Origin of the sequence: Pseudomonas sp. Sample_10, from assembly GCF_004321495.1 — a bacterium.
In the GTDB taxonomy this organism is placed as follows: Bacteria; Pseudomonadota; Gammaproteobacteria; order Pseudomonadales; family Pseudomonadaceae; genus Aquipseudomonas.
Genome location: NZ_RCOE01000117.1, coordinates 55943 through 70033, shown reverse-complemented (window position 1 = coordinate 70033; position 14091 = coordinate 55943). Strand labels below are relative to the sequence as shown.

The 14091-nt window shown below is 59.8% G+C and carries 12 protein-coding genes; 6 read left to right on the top strand and 6 right to left on the bottom strand.

Annotated features, from left to right (window positions below; translation table 11 throughout):
- Positions 1-75: 75 nt before the first annotated feature.
- The 3 genes from D8U18_RS11210 to D8U18_RS11200 all read right to left on the bottom strand — a co-directional run bounded on the left by D8U18_RS11210 (position 76) and on the right by D8U18_RS11200 (position 2478).
- Positions 76-1179 carry an NADH:flavin oxidoreductase gene (locus D8U18_RS11210; protein WP_056855050.1) on the bottom strand — a complete coding sequence of 368 codons (1104 nt, stop codon included), beginning with the start codon at positions 1177-1179 and terminating at the stop codon, positions 76-78.
- Between the two features lie 208 nt (positions 1180-1387).
- Complete coding sequence (locus D8U18_RS11205; protein ID WP_056855049.1) at positions 1388-1870, bottom strand: glutathione peroxidase; 483 nt, start codon at positions 1868-1870, stop codon at positions 1388-1390.
- A 122-nt stretch (positions 1871-1992) separates the two neighbouring features.
- The gene (locus tag D8U18_RS11200; RefSeq protein WP_007942189.1) at positions 1993-2478 is read right to left on the bottom strand and encodes a peptidylprolyl isomerase; all 486 of its coding nucleotides are present in this window, start codon (positions 2476-2478) and stop codon (positions 1993-1995) included.
- On the opposite strand from D8U18_RS11200, the gene D8U18_RS11195 reads away from it, so the two are divergent.
- The 3 genes from D8U18_RS11195 to D8U18_RS11185 are packed head-to-tail and all read left to right on the top strand — an operon-like array spanning position 2447 to position 5839.
- Positions 2447-2773: a DUF3565 domain-containing protein gene (locus D8U18_RS11195; protein WP_056855048.1), complete on the top strand. Its 327-nt coding sequence runs from the start codon at positions 2447-2449 to the stop codon at positions 2771-2773. The two genes, D8U18_RS11200 and D8U18_RS11195, sit on opposite strands and share 32 nt — an antisense overlap.
- A 60-nt stretch (positions 2774-2833) precedes the next feature.
- Positions 2834-4933: a phosphate acetyltransferase gene (gene pta / locus D8U18_RS11190; protein ID WP_056855047.1), complete on the top strand. Its 2100-nt coding sequence runs from the start codon at positions 2834-2836 to the stop codon at positions 4931-4933.
- Positions 4934-5839, top strand: coding sequence for an acyltransferase (locus D8U18_RS11185; protein WP_056855046.1), 906 nt, complete (start codon positions 4934-4936; stop codon positions 5837-5839). It begins immediately after the preceding gene.
- Between the two features lie 201 nt (positions 5840-6040).
- Here D8U18_RS11185 and cysN read toward each other — a convergent pair whose 3' ends face one another.
- The 3 genes from cysN to D8U18_RS11170 all read right to left on the bottom strand — a co-directional run bounded on the left by cysN (position 6041) and on the right by D8U18_RS11170 (position 9871).
- Positions 6041-7939 (bottom strand): sulfate adenylyltransferase subunit CysN, encoded by a 1899-nt coding sequence (gene cysN, locus D8U18_RS11180; protein ID WP_131107623.1) that lies wholly within the window; start codon positions 7937-7939, stop codon positions 6041-6043.
- 9 nt (positions 7940-7948) lie between these two features.
- On the bottom strand, positions 7949-8866 hold the full coding sequence (cysD, locus tag D8U18_RS11175) for a sulfate adenylyltransferase subunit CysD (protein WP_131107622.1): 918 nt from the start codon (positions 8864-8866) through the stop codon (positions 7949-7951).
- Positions 8867-9112: 246 nt separating this feature from the next.
- The gene (locus D8U18_RS11170; RefSeq protein WP_056855044.1) at positions 9113-9871 is read right to left on the bottom strand and encodes a Nif3-like dinuclear metal center hexameric protein; all 759 of its coding nucleotides are present in this window, start codon (positions 9869-9871) and stop codon (positions 9113-9115) included.
- A gap of 103 nt (positions 9872-9974) precedes the next feature.
- On the opposite strand from D8U18_RS11170, the gene algW reads away from it, so the two are divergent.
- The 3 genes from algW to D8U18_RS11155 all read left to right on the top strand — a co-directional run bounded on the left by algW (position 9975) and on the right by D8U18_RS11155 (position 14060).
- Positions 9975-11135 (top strand): Do family serine endopeptidase AlgW, encoded by a 1161-nt coding sequence (gene algW / locus D8U18_RS11165; protein ID WP_056855043.1) that lies wholly within the window; start codon positions 9975-9977, stop codon positions 11133-11135.
- A gap of 87 nt (positions 11136-11222) precedes the next feature.
- Complete coding sequence (locus D8U18_RS11160) at positions 11223-13328, top strand: TonB-dependent siderophore receptor (RefSeq protein WP_131107621.1); 2106 nt, start codon at positions 11223-11225, stop codon at positions 13326-13328.
- Positions 13329-13340: 12 nt separating this feature from the next.
- Positions 13341-14060 (top strand): DUF4198 domain-containing protein, encoded by a 720-nt coding sequence (locus D8U18_RS11155; RefSeq protein WP_130932402.1) that lies wholly within the window; start codon positions 13341-13343, stop codon positions 14058-14060.
- Positions 14061-14091 lie beyond the last annotated feature (31 nt).

The window sequence follows — 14091 nt, the reverse complement described above, 5'->3', positions numbered from 1 at the left end:
CGCGGGCAAGCCTCGCTCCTACAGTGATCGCGTTCTTCTGTAGGAGCGAGGCTTGCCCGCGAAGGCATCCGACGCTTAAACCAGCGTCATCAACGCCTCACGGCTGAACGGCAGAATGTCTTCTTCACGACCGTCGCGCACCTTCTGCGCCCAGTCCGGGTCTACCAGCAGCGCACGGCCGACCGCCACCAGGTCGAACTCGTCGTTGTTCAAACGCTCAAGCAATTTTTCCAGGCTGGCCGGCTGCGCCACCTTGTCGGTGTTGACCATGAACTGCAGGAACTCGCCATCCAGACCAACGCTGCCCACGGTGATGGTCGGCTTGCCGGTGAGTTTGCGGGTCCAGCCTGCGAGGTTCAGTTCAGAGCCATCGAACTCCGGCTCCCAGAAACGGCGGGTCGAGCAGTGGAAAATATCCACGCCAGCGTCAGACAACGGCTTGAGAAATTCACCCAAGGCTTGCGACGTCTGCACCAGACGCGCGGTGTAATCCTGCTGCTTCCATTGAGAGAAACGGAAGATGATCGGGAAACCTTCACCGACCGCAGCACGCACGGCCTGAATCAGCTCGATGGCGAAGCGCGAACGATTGGCCAGGCTGCCGCCATATTCGTCGGTGCGCTGGTTGCTGCCCTCCCAGAAGAACTGGTCCACCAGATAACCGTGAGCGCCGTGGATTTCCACGCCGTCCATGCCGATGCTCTGGGCATCCTTGGCAGCCTGGGCGAACGCGGCAATCACGTCCTGAATATCCTGCCTGGTCATGCCGTGAACCACGACCTGCCCGTCCTTGATTTTTTCCGAAGGACCATAGCCCGGCACGCTGGCGTCCGGCTCGGTACCGATACGACGCACGCTGCCGACATGCCACAACTGCGGAACGATCTTGCCACCTTCGGCGTGCACGGCATCGACGACCTTTTTCCAGCCCGCCAACGCGGCCTCACCGTAGAAATGCGGAACGTTCGGGTAGCCGTTGGAAGCCTTGTGACCAACGGTAGTGCCTTCGGTGATGATCAGGCCGACACCCGCGGCGGCACGACGACGGTAGTACTCGATCACTTTGGAGTTAGGCACGCCACCCGGCGAAAACGAACGGGTCATCGGCGCCATGACGACTCGGGTCGGCAGTTCGAGGCTGCCGAGGTGGAACGGTTTGAACAAGGCTTTTACAGGCATGGGACGCTCCACGGAGGATGACTTTATGACGGCGATAATATGGAGACTGGAGCGCCTTGAACAGCACTATTGATTTTGGTGATCAAGGAATAAAAGGCGGAAAGCATCGAAGGAGCGAGCCTTGCCCGCGAAGGCTGTCGGTCAGTCGACATCATTACTGACTGATCTGACGCCTTCGCGGGCAAGCCTCGCTCCTACAGGGGAGATATCAGCTCAGGGCTTTTTCAATCGCCTGAATGACAGAGGGATCATCCGGTGCAGTACGTGGCGAGAACCGCGCCAGTACCCGACCATCCTTGCCCAGCAGGAATTTTTCGAAGTTCCAGGTGATGTCACCCGGGAACTCGGCACCCTCGCCCGCCAGCAGCTTGTACAGCTGATGACGCTCGTGACCGTTGACTTCCAGCTTGCTGGACAACGGAAAGGTCACGCCATAGTTGAGGCTGCAAAACTCCTGAATCTCTTGCTCGCTGCCAGGCTCCTGCCCGGCAAACTGGTTGCATGGCAAACCCAGCACGCTGAAACCTTTGCCCTTGTATTGCTGGTAGAGGTTTTCCAGCGCGGCGTACTGTGGGGTCAGGCCACATTTGGAGGCAACGTTGACCACCAGCACGACTTGCCCCTTGAACGGTGCCAGAGGTAGCGCCTGACCATCCAGGGCTGTCAAATTAAGGTCGTGAAAAGCACTCATGACGTACTCCAGATTCCAGTGTTCTTCTCGAAACAGCCGCTTGGCGGCGTCACACGGGACAGCCGCAGACTAAAAAGGCGCCCTCGGGGCGCCTCTCCAGTCATCTGAGCTTAGCGCACAAATCAGTGGTGATGGCCACCTTCGCCATGGACGTGGCCATGAGCGATTTCTTCCTGGCTGGCGTCACGGATGGCAACGATCTTGACCTGGAAATTCAGGCGCTGGCCGGCCAATGGGTGGTTGCCGTCGACGGTTACATCGTCGCCGTCCAGATCGCGGATGGTAACGATCTGCATCTGGCCATCCGGAGCAGAAGCGTGGAACTGCATGCCGACTTCCAGTTCATCAACGCCTTCGAACATGCTGCGGCTCAGGGTGCTGACCAGTTCGGCGGCATATTCGCCGTAAGCGTCTTCCGGTTCAACGGCTACGGTCAGCTCGTCGCCGACAGCTTTGCCTTCCAGGGCTTTTTCCAGGCCAGGGATGATGTTGCCTGCGCCTTGCAGGTAGACCAGCGGCGCGCCGCCGGCGGAGCTGTCGATGACCTCACCAGCGTCGTTGGTCAGGGTATAGTCGATGGAGACAGCCTTATTGGCGGCGATCAGCATGGGGCGAGACCTTTTGCATAAGAATATAGAAAGACCCAGTTTAGCGAAGCAATCGCCCGAAAGCGAACACAACCCGGACAGACGGGATTCGACGATTACTGGGTTTCATCAGGATGAGGACGGTCACTGGGTGGTCGAGCTTTCCTGCGGCCATACCCAACACCTGCGCCACCAGCCGCCGTGGCAATCAAGGGCCTGGGTCATGGACCCGGTGCAACGCCTGGAAAAAATAGGCCAGCCCTTTGCTTGCGGTTGGTGCGCACAGGGCTCGGTTAGCGATAACCTTGGTGACTGAATTTCGGTAGACGGCCAGTCATAGGCCCTCACCTTTGCCATGCTCCTTCAGAGAATCCGCATGCAAACTTTTTTTATCGCGCCCACCGATTTTGGTGTGGGTCTGACCTCCATCAGCCTCGGGCTGGTGCGCACCCTTGAGCGCGCTGGCCTCAAGGTTGGCTTTTTCAAACCGATCGCCCAGCCGCATCCGGGTGACACGGGACCCGAGCGCTCCACCGAACTGGTGGCCCGCACCCACGGTTTGAAGCCGCCGCAACCCTTGGGCCTGGCCCACGTCGAACGCATGCTCGGCGACGGCCAGCTCGATGAGCTGCTCGAAGAAATCATCACCCTGTATCAGCAGGCTGCCATCGGCAAAGACGTGCTGATTGTCGAAGGCATGGTCCCGACCCGCAGCGCCAGTTACGCCGCGCGGGTCAACCTGCACCTGGCCAAGAGCCTCGATGCCGAGGTGATCCTGGTGTCGGCGCCGGAAAACGAGGTGCTGACCGAACTCTCCGGCCGCGTGGAATTGCAGGCGCAATTGTTCGGCGGTCCGAAAGACCCGAAAGTCCTTGGCGTGATCCTCAACAAGGTTAAAACCGACGAGAGCATGGAGGCCTTCGCCGCGCGCCTCAAGGAGCATTCACCGCTGCTGCGCAGCGGGGATTTCCGCCTGTTGGGCTGCATCCCGTTTCAACCGGAACTGAACGCGCCGCGCACCCGTGACGTGGCCGATTTGATGGGCGCCCAGGTGCTCAACGCCGGTGACTACGAAACCCGGCGCATGACCAACATCATCATCTGCGCCCGCACCATGCGCAACACCGTAGAACTGCTCAAGCCCGGCGTGCTGGTGGTAACCCCGGGCGATCGCGACGACATCATCCTCGCTGTCAGCCTTGCGGCCATGAACGGTGTGCCGTTGGCCGGCCTGCTGCTGACCAGCGACACCCTGCCGGACCCACGCATCATGGATTTGTGCCGGGGTGCATTGCAGGCGGGCCTGCCGGTATTGTCGGTGAGCACCGGCTCCTACGACACCGCCAACCAGTTGAACGGACTGAACAAGGAAATCCCGATCGACGACCGCGAACGGGCCGAAATCATCACCGATTTTGTCGCCAGCCATCTGGACGCCAGCTGGCTGCATCAGCGCTGCGGCACGCCGCGGGAAATGCGCCTGTCGCCAGCCGTGTTCCGCTATCAACTGATCCAGCGAGCGCAGAACGCCAACAAACGCATCGTGTTGCCTGAAGGCAGCGAGCCGTTGACCGTGCAAGCTGCCGCGATCTGCCAGGCCCGAGGTATCGCCCGTTGCGTGTTGCTGGCAAAGCCCGAAGACGTGCAGGCCGTGGCCCGTGCCCAAGGGATCGAGTTGCCGCCCGGGCTGGAAATTCTCGATCCGGACCTGATCCGCGAACGCTACGTCGAGCCGATGGTTTCGCTGCGCAAGAGCAAAAGCCTCAACGCGCCGATGGCCGAACAGCAGTTGGAAGACACGGTGGTGATTGGCACCATGATGCTGGCGCTGGATGAAGTCGATGGCCTGGTGTCGGGGGTCATTCACTCCACCGCCAACACCATCCGCCCGGCCCTGCAACTGATCAAGACGGCGCCGGGCTGCACCCTGGTGTCGTCGGTATTCTTCATGCTGTTTCCGGAGCAAGTGCTGGTCTATGGCGACTGCGTGATGAACCCGCACCCGAGCGCCAGCGAGCTGGCCGAGATTGCGCTGCAAAGTGCCGATTCGGCCGCGGCGTTTGGCATCACGCCGCGCGTGGCGATGATCAGCTACTCCAGCGGTGAATCGGCCAGCGGTGAAGAAGTCGAGAAGGTTCGCGAAGCCACCCTGCTGGCCCATGAACAGCAAAACTCGCTGCTGATCGACGGCCCGTTGCAATACGACGCCGCCGCCAACGAAACCGTGGCCCGGCAACTGGCGCCGAACAGCCAGGTGGCCGGTCGCGCTACCGTGTTTGTGTTCCCTGACCTCAACACCGGCAACACCACCCACAAAGCCGTGCAGCGCAGCGCCGACTGCGTGAGCCTTGGACCGATGCTCCAGGGTCTGCGCAAACCGGTGAACGACCTGCCGCGAGGCGCGCAAGTCGACGACATCGTCTACACCATCGCATTGACCGCGATTCAGGCAGCCAACCGACCTATGGATGTTTAAATGCTGGATTTCCTACCTGCACCGGTTCGCGGTGTGATCGCTTCACTGCTGTTGGCGTTGAACACGATTCTGCTCTGCTCGTTCCTGTTCTGCGTGGCGCTGGTCAAGGCTCTGCCATTTGCTGTCACTCAACGTCTTGCGGGCTGGCTGATGAGCCACACCCACGAGGCCTGGATCAGCCTCAACAAAGGCTGGATGAACCTGGTCCGTCGCACGCGCTGGCACATCAGCGGCTTGCAAGGGCTCGACTACAAGCACTCGTACCTGATCACCAGCAACCACCAGAGCTGGGTCGACATTCTGGTGTTGCAGTACGTGCTCAATCGACGCATCCAGCCGTTGAAGTTCTTCCTCAAACAGGAACTGATCTGGGTGCCGGTGATTGGCCTGGCGTGGTGGGCTCTGGGCTTTCCGTTCATGAAACGCTACTCCAAGGCCTATCTGGAGAAGCATCCGGAGAAGAAAGGTAAAGACCTGGAAACCACCCGCAAGACCTGCGCGAAGTTTCGCAATAACCCGGTGGGGATTTTCAATTTCGTCGAGGGCACGCGGTTCACCGAGGGCAAGCATGCCCAGCAGAAATCACCGTTCAAATACCTGCTCAAACCCAAGGCCGGCGGCATTGCGTTTGTGCTGGATGCGATGGGCGAGCAACTGGAATCCATCGTCAACGTGACCATCCACTACCCCGCCGGCCGCCCGGGCTTCTGGGATTTGCTGTGCGGCAACGTCGCGGACGTGGTGGTGCACTTTGAAGAGCTGAAGATTCCACCGCAGTTCATTGGCAAGAACTACGACCAGGATGGTGAGTATCGGCTGCAGTTCCAGGGCTGGATCAATCAGATGTGGCAGGACAAGGATGCGCTGCTGGAACAGATGCACCGCGAGTATCCAGCCAAACGCTGATCCCCTGTGACTGATCGTTGCCTGATCGTTCCCACGCTCCGCGTGGGAATGCCTCAACGGACGCTCCGCGTTCGGCTCTGGAGGGGACGCAGAGCGTCCCGAGCTGCATTCCCACGCCGAGCGTGGGAACGATCATCTCAAGGACACAAAAAACCCGCCGGATGATCACTCATCGGCGGGTTTTTTATTAACGGCTAAGCCTTAGATCGCGCCACGCTTGCGCAGCAGATCCAGCACTTGCTTGACGCCTTCTTCCAGCGATACGGACTGGGTGTCGATCACCAGGTCGGCATCCAGCGGCACGTCGTACGGGAAGGACTCACCCGGGATGTTATCCCCGGCCGCCGCGTACAGGCCCTGTGGGTCACGCTCGGCGCATACAGTCGGCGAGGCCTGGACGTAGACCGTCAACAGACGTTCCTTGCCGATCAACTCCCGAGCCTGTTCACGACCTTCGGCACTCGGCGCAACGAACGCCGCCAGCGTCAGCAGACCGGCTTCGTTGAACTGACGCGCCACGTGCGCGGCACGACGCCAGTTCTCGGTACGCCCGGCGCGATCCTGGGGCAGACCTTTGTTGAGGTCGTGACGCAGGTTCTGGCCATCGAGTACGAACACCGCACGACCCAAATCGAACAGCTTGCGTTCAACCGCATACGCCAGAGTGCTCTTGCCCGCACCCGACAAACCGCTGAACAGCACGGTGGCCGGTTGCTGACCGAAGCGCTGGGCACGCTCTTCGGTGGCGACGTGAGCCAGCTTGCCGTGGTGGGTGCTGGTGCCATGGGCCAAAGGCTGGGCGACGATCATGCCAGCGCCGACGGTGCCATTGGTCAGGCGGTCGATGATGATGAACGCGCCGGTGGTGCGGTTGCTGTCGTAACCGTCGAGGGCAATCGGCGCATCGAGCGCGATCTTGACCTTGCCGATCTCGTTCAGTTGCAACGCGCTGGCCGGACCTTCTTCCAGGGTGTTGACGTCGACCTTGTTGACGATGCTGGCGATGGAACCCGGCACATAACTGGTGGCGCGTTTGATGTCGTACTTCTTGCCCGGCAGCATCGGCTCTTCAGCCATCCACACCAGCATCGCTTCGAAGCTGTCGGTCACCGGTGGCACGTTGTCGGCATGCACCAACAGGTCGCCACGGGAGATGTCGATTTCGTCTTCCATGGTCAGCGTGACTGCCTGACCTGGACCTGCATGCTCCAACTCACCTTCGAAGGTGACGATGGATTTCACGCGGCTGCTCTTGCCCGACGGCAGGACCACGACTTCGTCGCCCTTGTGCACGATGCCGCTGGCCAGGGTGCCGGCGAAACCACGGAAGTTCAGGTTCGGACGGTTGACGTACTGCACCGGGAAACGCAGATCGGTGAAGTTGCGGTCGCCCGCCACTTCCACAGTCTCGAGGATTTCCATCAGCGACTGGCCGGTGTACCACGGCGAGCGCTCGGACTTGTTCACCACGTTGTCGCCCTTGAGCGCCGACATCGGCACGAAGTGCATGCTGGTCGGCTTGAGCTTCAGGCCTTCGGCGAACTTCAGGTAGTCGGCCTTGATCGACTCGAACACACCCTGATCGAAGCCCTTGAGGTCCATCTTGTTGATGGCGACGACGATGTGCTTGATGCCCAGCAACGAGGCGATGAAGCTGTGGCGGCGGGTCTGGGTCTGCACGCCGTAACGGGCATCGACCAGGATGATCGCCAGGTCACAGGTGGAAGCACCGGTGGCCATGTTGCGGGTGTACTGCTCATGGCCGGGCGTGTCGGCGATGATGAATTTGCGCTTGGCGGTGGAGAAATAGCGGTACGCGACATCGATGGTGATGCCCTGTTCACGCTCGGCCTGCAGGCCATCGACCAGCAACGCCAGGTCGATGTCTTCACCGGTGGTGCCGACTTTTTTCGAGTCGCGGGTAATGGCTTCCAGGTGATCTTCGTAGATCATCTTGGAATCGTGCAGCAGGCGCCCGATCAGGGTGCTCTTGCCGTCGTCGACGTTACCGCAGGTCAAAAAGCGCAGCAGCTCTTTACGTTCGTGCTGGCCCAGGTAGGCGAGGATGTCCTCGCTGATCAAATCAGATGCGTGCGACATAACAACCCCTTAGAAATAACCCTGACGTTTTTTGTCTTCCATGGAGCCTGCGCCATCGTGGTCGATGACACGGCCCTGGCGCTCGGAAGTTCGCGTCAGGAGCATTTCCTGAATGATGTCCGTAAGGCTTTCGGCCTCGGACTCCACCGCGCCCGTCAACGGGTAGCAGCCAAGGGTGCGGAAACGCACTTTCTTTTTGACGATGCGCGCTTTGTCTTCATCGCTCAGGTGTTCGAGGATGCGCTCATCGTCGATCATGATCAGCGTGCCGTTCTTCTCGATGACTTCACGCTCGGCGGCGAAGTACAGCGGGACGATCGGGATGCCTTCAAGGTAGATGTACTGCCAGATGTCCAGTTCGGTCCAGTTCGACAGCGGGAACACGCGGATCGATTCGCCTTTGTTGACCTTGCCGTTGTAGACGTTCCACAGCTCGGGACGCTGGTTCTTCGGATCCCAGCGGTGCTTGCTGTCGCGGAACGAGTACACGCGCTCTTTGGCGCGGGATTTCTCTTCATCGCGGCGGGCACCGCCGAAAGCGGCATCGAAACCATACTTGTCCAGAGCCTGTTTCAGGCCTTCGGTCTTCATGATGTCGGTGTGCTTGGCACTGCCGTGGGTGAACGGGTTGATGTTCTGCGCCACGCCATCGGGGTTGACGTGGGTGATCAGGTCCAGGCCCAGCTCAGCGACCATCTTGTCGCGGAACTTGTACATCTCCTGGAATTTCCAGCGGGTGTCGACGTGCATCACCGGAAACGGCAATTTGCCCGGGAAGAACGCCTTGCGTGCCAGGTGCAGCATCACGGCGGAGTCTTTACCGATGGAGTACAGCATCACCGGGTTGTCGAACTCGGCGGCCACCTCGCGGATGATGTGGATGCTTTCCGCCTCCAGCTGTTTCAGATGCGTCAGTTTGTCGACCATGGCTACTCACGAAATCTTTCTTATGAACGGCCAGCGGGCCGTGTTCGAGCGAGGAATCCTAGCACAGCGACCTCTTCTAATCAGGACGCCAACTAGATCGAAAGAGCATATGAATATGCCTGCCTGTTTGGGCCAAGCTCCCGTAGGAGCGAGGCTTGCCCGCGAAAAACGATAACGCGATTTAGTCAGGTACACCGCGTTATCTTCTTCGCGGGCAAGCCTCGCTCCTACAAAGGGAGGGTGTGGTCAGATGGGATTCGGGCAATCGATGAAGATGTGCTCGAGGGCAAAGCGCCTTGCCAGGTAATCGCCCAAGGCCTGCACGCCATAACGCTCGGTGGCGTGGTGACCGGCTGCAATGAAACTGATGTCGTTTTCCCGGGCGCTGTGGAAGGTCTGCTCCGACGCTTCGCCGCTGAGGTACAGGTCGACGCCCGCCAACACGGCTTGATCGATATAGCCCTGGCCACCACCGGTGCACCAGCCGACTCGGCGGATCATGTTGCTGCCTTCGATCAGCAGCGGTTCGCGGCCCATGACTTCCTGCACACGGCGGGCGAAATCGCGAGGGGTCGCCGGCTCGTTCAATGAACCGACCAGCCCGACGATCTTCAGGTTATCCGGGTCCAGCGGACCTTCGACAGTAATGTCCAGCTGCCGCGCCAGTTGTACGTTATTGCCAACCTCCGGGTGCAGGTCCAGCGGCAGGTGATACGACAGCAGGCTGATGTCGTGCTTGAGCAAGGTTTTCAAGCGGCGCTGCTTCATGCCGGTGATGCACGGATTTTCGCCCTTCCAGAAATATCCGTGGTGCACCAGCACCAGATCGGCATTGGCTTGCACGGCGGCATCGAGCAAGGCCTGGCTGGCGGTGACGCCACTGACGATGCGCATCACCTGCGGCCGGCCTTCGACCTGCAGGCCATTGGGGCAGTAATCGGCAATTTTCGAACTGGCGAGGTAACGGTCGGCTTCTTCGACCAGGGTGCTCAGGGCGACGGCCATAAAAGACTCCTAAATATCCCGTTCAGAGGCACGCGCGGCCTCGTATAATGCGCGTCATTATGAGCGGTCTCATTCCGCCTGCAACTCTCTCAGGACGTGCTTAATGCTCAAGGCGCTGCGTTTTTCCGGCTGGCCGCTGTTGGCCGGCGTGCTTGTCGCTCTGTTAATCATCCAGCGTTACCCGCAGTGGGTCGGGCTTCCAAGCCTCGACGTCAACCTGCAGCAAGCGCCGCAAACCACCAGCATGAAAGAAGGCCCGGTCTCCTATTCCGACGCGGTAACCACCGCCGCGCCATCGGTGGTGAACCTGTACACCACCAAGGTCATCAACAAACCCAGCCATCCGCTGTTCGAGGATCCGCAGTTCCGGCGCTTCTTCGGCGACAACTCGCCGAAGCAGAAACGTATGGAATCGAGCCTCGGTTCCGGCGTGATCATGAGCCCGGAAGGTTACATCCTGACCAACAACCACGTGACCACCGGTGCCGATCAAATCGTCGTGGCGCTCAAGGATGGACGTGAAACCCTGGCTCGCGTGATCGGCAGCGATCCGGAAACCGACCTCGCGGTGCTGAAGATCGACTTGAAAAACCTGCCTTCGATCACTGTCGGCCGCTCGGACAACATCCGCATCGGCGACGTCGCGCTGGCCATCGGCAACCCGTTCGGCGTCGGCCAGACCGTGACCATGGGCATCATCAGCGCCACCGGGCGCAATCAACTGGGCCTGAACAACTACGAAGACTTCATTCAAACCGATGCCGCGATCAACCCCGGCAACTCCGGTGGTGCGCTGGTAGATGCCAACGGCAACCTGACCGGTATCAACACGGCGATCTTCTCCAAGTCCGGCGGCTCTCAAGGCATCGGCTTTGCGATTCCGGTGAAACTGGCGATGGAAGTGATGAAATCGATCATCGAGCACGGCCAGGTTATTCGTGGCTGGCTGGGTATTGAAGTACAACCGTTGTCCCAGGAGCTGGCGGAATCGTTCGGTCTTTCGGGGCGCCCGGGCATTGTCGTGGCCGGGATTTTCCGTGACGGCCCGGCGCAGAAAGCCGGGCTGCAACTGGGCGACGTGATTCTTGCCATCGATGGCGAACCTGCGGGTGATGGCCGCCGCTCGATGAACCAGGTCGCGCGGATCAAACCGACTGACAAGGTCACGATTCAAGTCATGCGTAACGGCAAGGAAATCAAACTGACGGCAGAAATCGGTTTGCGTCCGCCGCCGGCGCCGGTGAAAGAAAAAGAAGAGAAATAAGCCAGGCCCGATCAATTCGGGTCAATGGAAGACATTCTCATCGGACATGTTATATTGTTTCAATTCTAGCAATTGGAACAACATAACATGTCGTCTCGAACAAAGTCCTGCGTGGCAAGTCTTGCCCTCGGGCTGCTGGGTGAACCGGTCTTCGCCGAACAATCCCAGGCATTGGAACTGGACGCCATCAGCGTCACTTCCGACTACGAATCCCCCACCGGGCCTGTCGCTGGCTACCGCGCCACCCGCTCTGCCAGCGCGACCAAGACCGATACCGCCATCCGCGACATCCCGCAATCGATCAGCGTGGTCCCCGTCAGCGTGCTCGACGATCTAGGCAGTACCCACGTTGAGCGCGCGCTGGACTTTGCCGGCGGGGTTTCCAGACAGAACAACTTCGGTGGCCTGACGCTGTACGAATACAGCGTGCGCGGCTTCACCACATCGGAGTTCTACAAGGACGGTTTCAGCGCCAACCGTGGCTACCCGAGCTCGCCGGATGTGGCGAACATCGAGCGCATCGAAGTGCTTAAAGGCCCCGCCGCCAGCTTGTATGGGCGAGGTGATCCGGGTGGCACGGTGAACATCGTCACCAAGAAACCTCAGCCCGAAGCCTTCGCGACCCTGCACACCAGCGCGGGCAGTTGGGATCGTTATCGCACGGCGCTGGACGTCAACACGCCACTCGATGACCAGGGCAACCTGCTGTCGCGGGTGAATCTGGCCGTCGAGGACAACCACAGCTTTCGCGATCACGTCGACAGCCAGCGGGTGTTTGTCGCGCCTTCCTTCAGTTGGCAACTGAACCCGGACACCAGCCTGCTGGTAGAGAGTGAATTCGTTCGTCACAGCTCGACCTTCGATCGCGGCATCGTCGCACCCGACAACACCTGGAGTGGCGTATCCCGTTCGACCTTCCTCGGCGAACCCGACGATGGCGACATCGACAACCACAACAATCAGCTGCAGGCCGCCCTCGAGCATCAGCTCAACGACACCTGGAAATTGCGCCTGGCCAGCCATTACAAGCAAGGCAAACTCTGGGGCTTCGCCTCGGAGGCGCGCCCGCTGAATGCCGACGGCCATACCGTCAACCGCCGTTATCGAGAACGTGACAACAATTGGCACGACAGCATTACCCAACTCGAACTGCGCGGCTTTTTCGACACCGGCCACTTGCAGCACGAATTGTTGATCGGCAGCGAATACGAGAACTTTCGCAAGAACGAGCGGGTGACAACCATTGCCGGCAGCCCCTACGCCATCGATATCTACCAACCGGTCTACGGTCAGCCAAAACCCAACGGCGCACGTTCCGGTACGGACTTCTTCGAGCATGTCGAGAGCCATGCACTGAACCTGCAGGACCAGATCATTTTCAACGACAAACTGCGCGGGCTGCTCGGTGTGCGGTTCGAACACTTCGAGCAACGCATCGACGATCGCACCCGTGGCGCCACCAGCAACCAGACTCACGACGCGCTGACCCAAAGGGCCGGTTTGCTGTACCAACTGACGCCTGAGGTCGGCCTGTTCGCCAACGCCTCCACTTCGTTCAAACCGAACAATGGCCTGGACGCGGCCGGTAAATCCTTCGACCCGGAAGAAGGCATCGGCTACGAGATCGGGATCAAGAGTGAGCTGTTCGATGACCGTTTGAGCAGCACCCTTGCCGCTTTCCATATTGAAAAAGAAAACGTCCTCGCCCTCGACCCGGCTACAGATACCAGCCGCGCCATGGGCAAGGCACGCAGCCAGGGAATCGATCTGCAAGTGACCGGGCAAGTCACCGACGCTGTCCGGCTGATCGGCGCCTTCGCCTACATCGATGCTGAAGTCACTGAAGGCGACAAGGTCATTCCCACCGGCAGCCGCATTCTCGGCGTGGCCAAACGCAGTGGCAGTCTGTTGGGGGTTTATGAGTTCCAGGACGGTCGACTGCGCGGTTCGGACGTTGGCGCCGCGTTCACTTACGTCGGTGATCGCTCGGGTGAAGCCGGCAGCGACTTTGAACTACCTGCCTACCACACCGTCGACCTGCTGGCCCATTACAAGGCCAGCGACAACGTCACGCTGGGCCTGAACCTGAACAACCTTTTCGACGAGAAATACTTCGAGCGCTCCTACAGCAACTACTGGGTCAACCCCGGCGAGCCGCGCAATTTCACTGTCAGCCTGACACTCACTCTGTAAAAGGAAGTCCCCATGCACCCACTCAAACCCCTGGCACTGCTCGGCTTGCTGTTTGCCACAGAAGTCTCGGCCCACGGCCTGTGGACCGAACAACGTCGAGGCAACATCGAGGTCATTTACGGTCACGGCGCCGAAGACAATGCTTTCAAGGCACAAAAAATCAGCGGCGCCTGGGCTTATGACGGCCATGGAAAAATGATTCCGGTGACGGTACAGCGGCTGCCCGATCACGCACGCCTGCAACCACTTAAACCACCCGCCGTGATGGCGGTGGCGCTCGACAATGGCATGTGGTCGCAGACCAGCGACAAGAAATGGATCAACGAAGGCCGCAGCAAGGTACCGGGGGCGATCGAGGCGACCCAGACGTTCAAGTACAGCCTGGCGATTTATCAGCCGGGGGCGAAGTTGCCCAAACTTGATCAACTGAAATTGCTGATTCTGCCTGAGGTCGATCCGCTGACTGTAGGGCCGGGCGGATCATTGCCGGTGCGAGTATTGCTGGATGGCAAACCGGCGGCGGGCGTGAAGTTGGTGGGGGACTATCGCAACGCACCGAATACCTTGAGCACCGAAACCGATGCACAGGGTCGGGCACACGTGGTGGTGCGCAATGAAGGCTTGAACGTGATTTCGGCGCAGATGGAAGTGCCGGTAAAAGACAGCCCTGACGTGAACAGTCGCGGGCTGTTCAGCTCGCTGACGTTCCTAGGCGAGCCGCATCACGAGTAACCCATAAAACCTTGTAGGAGCGAAATGCTGT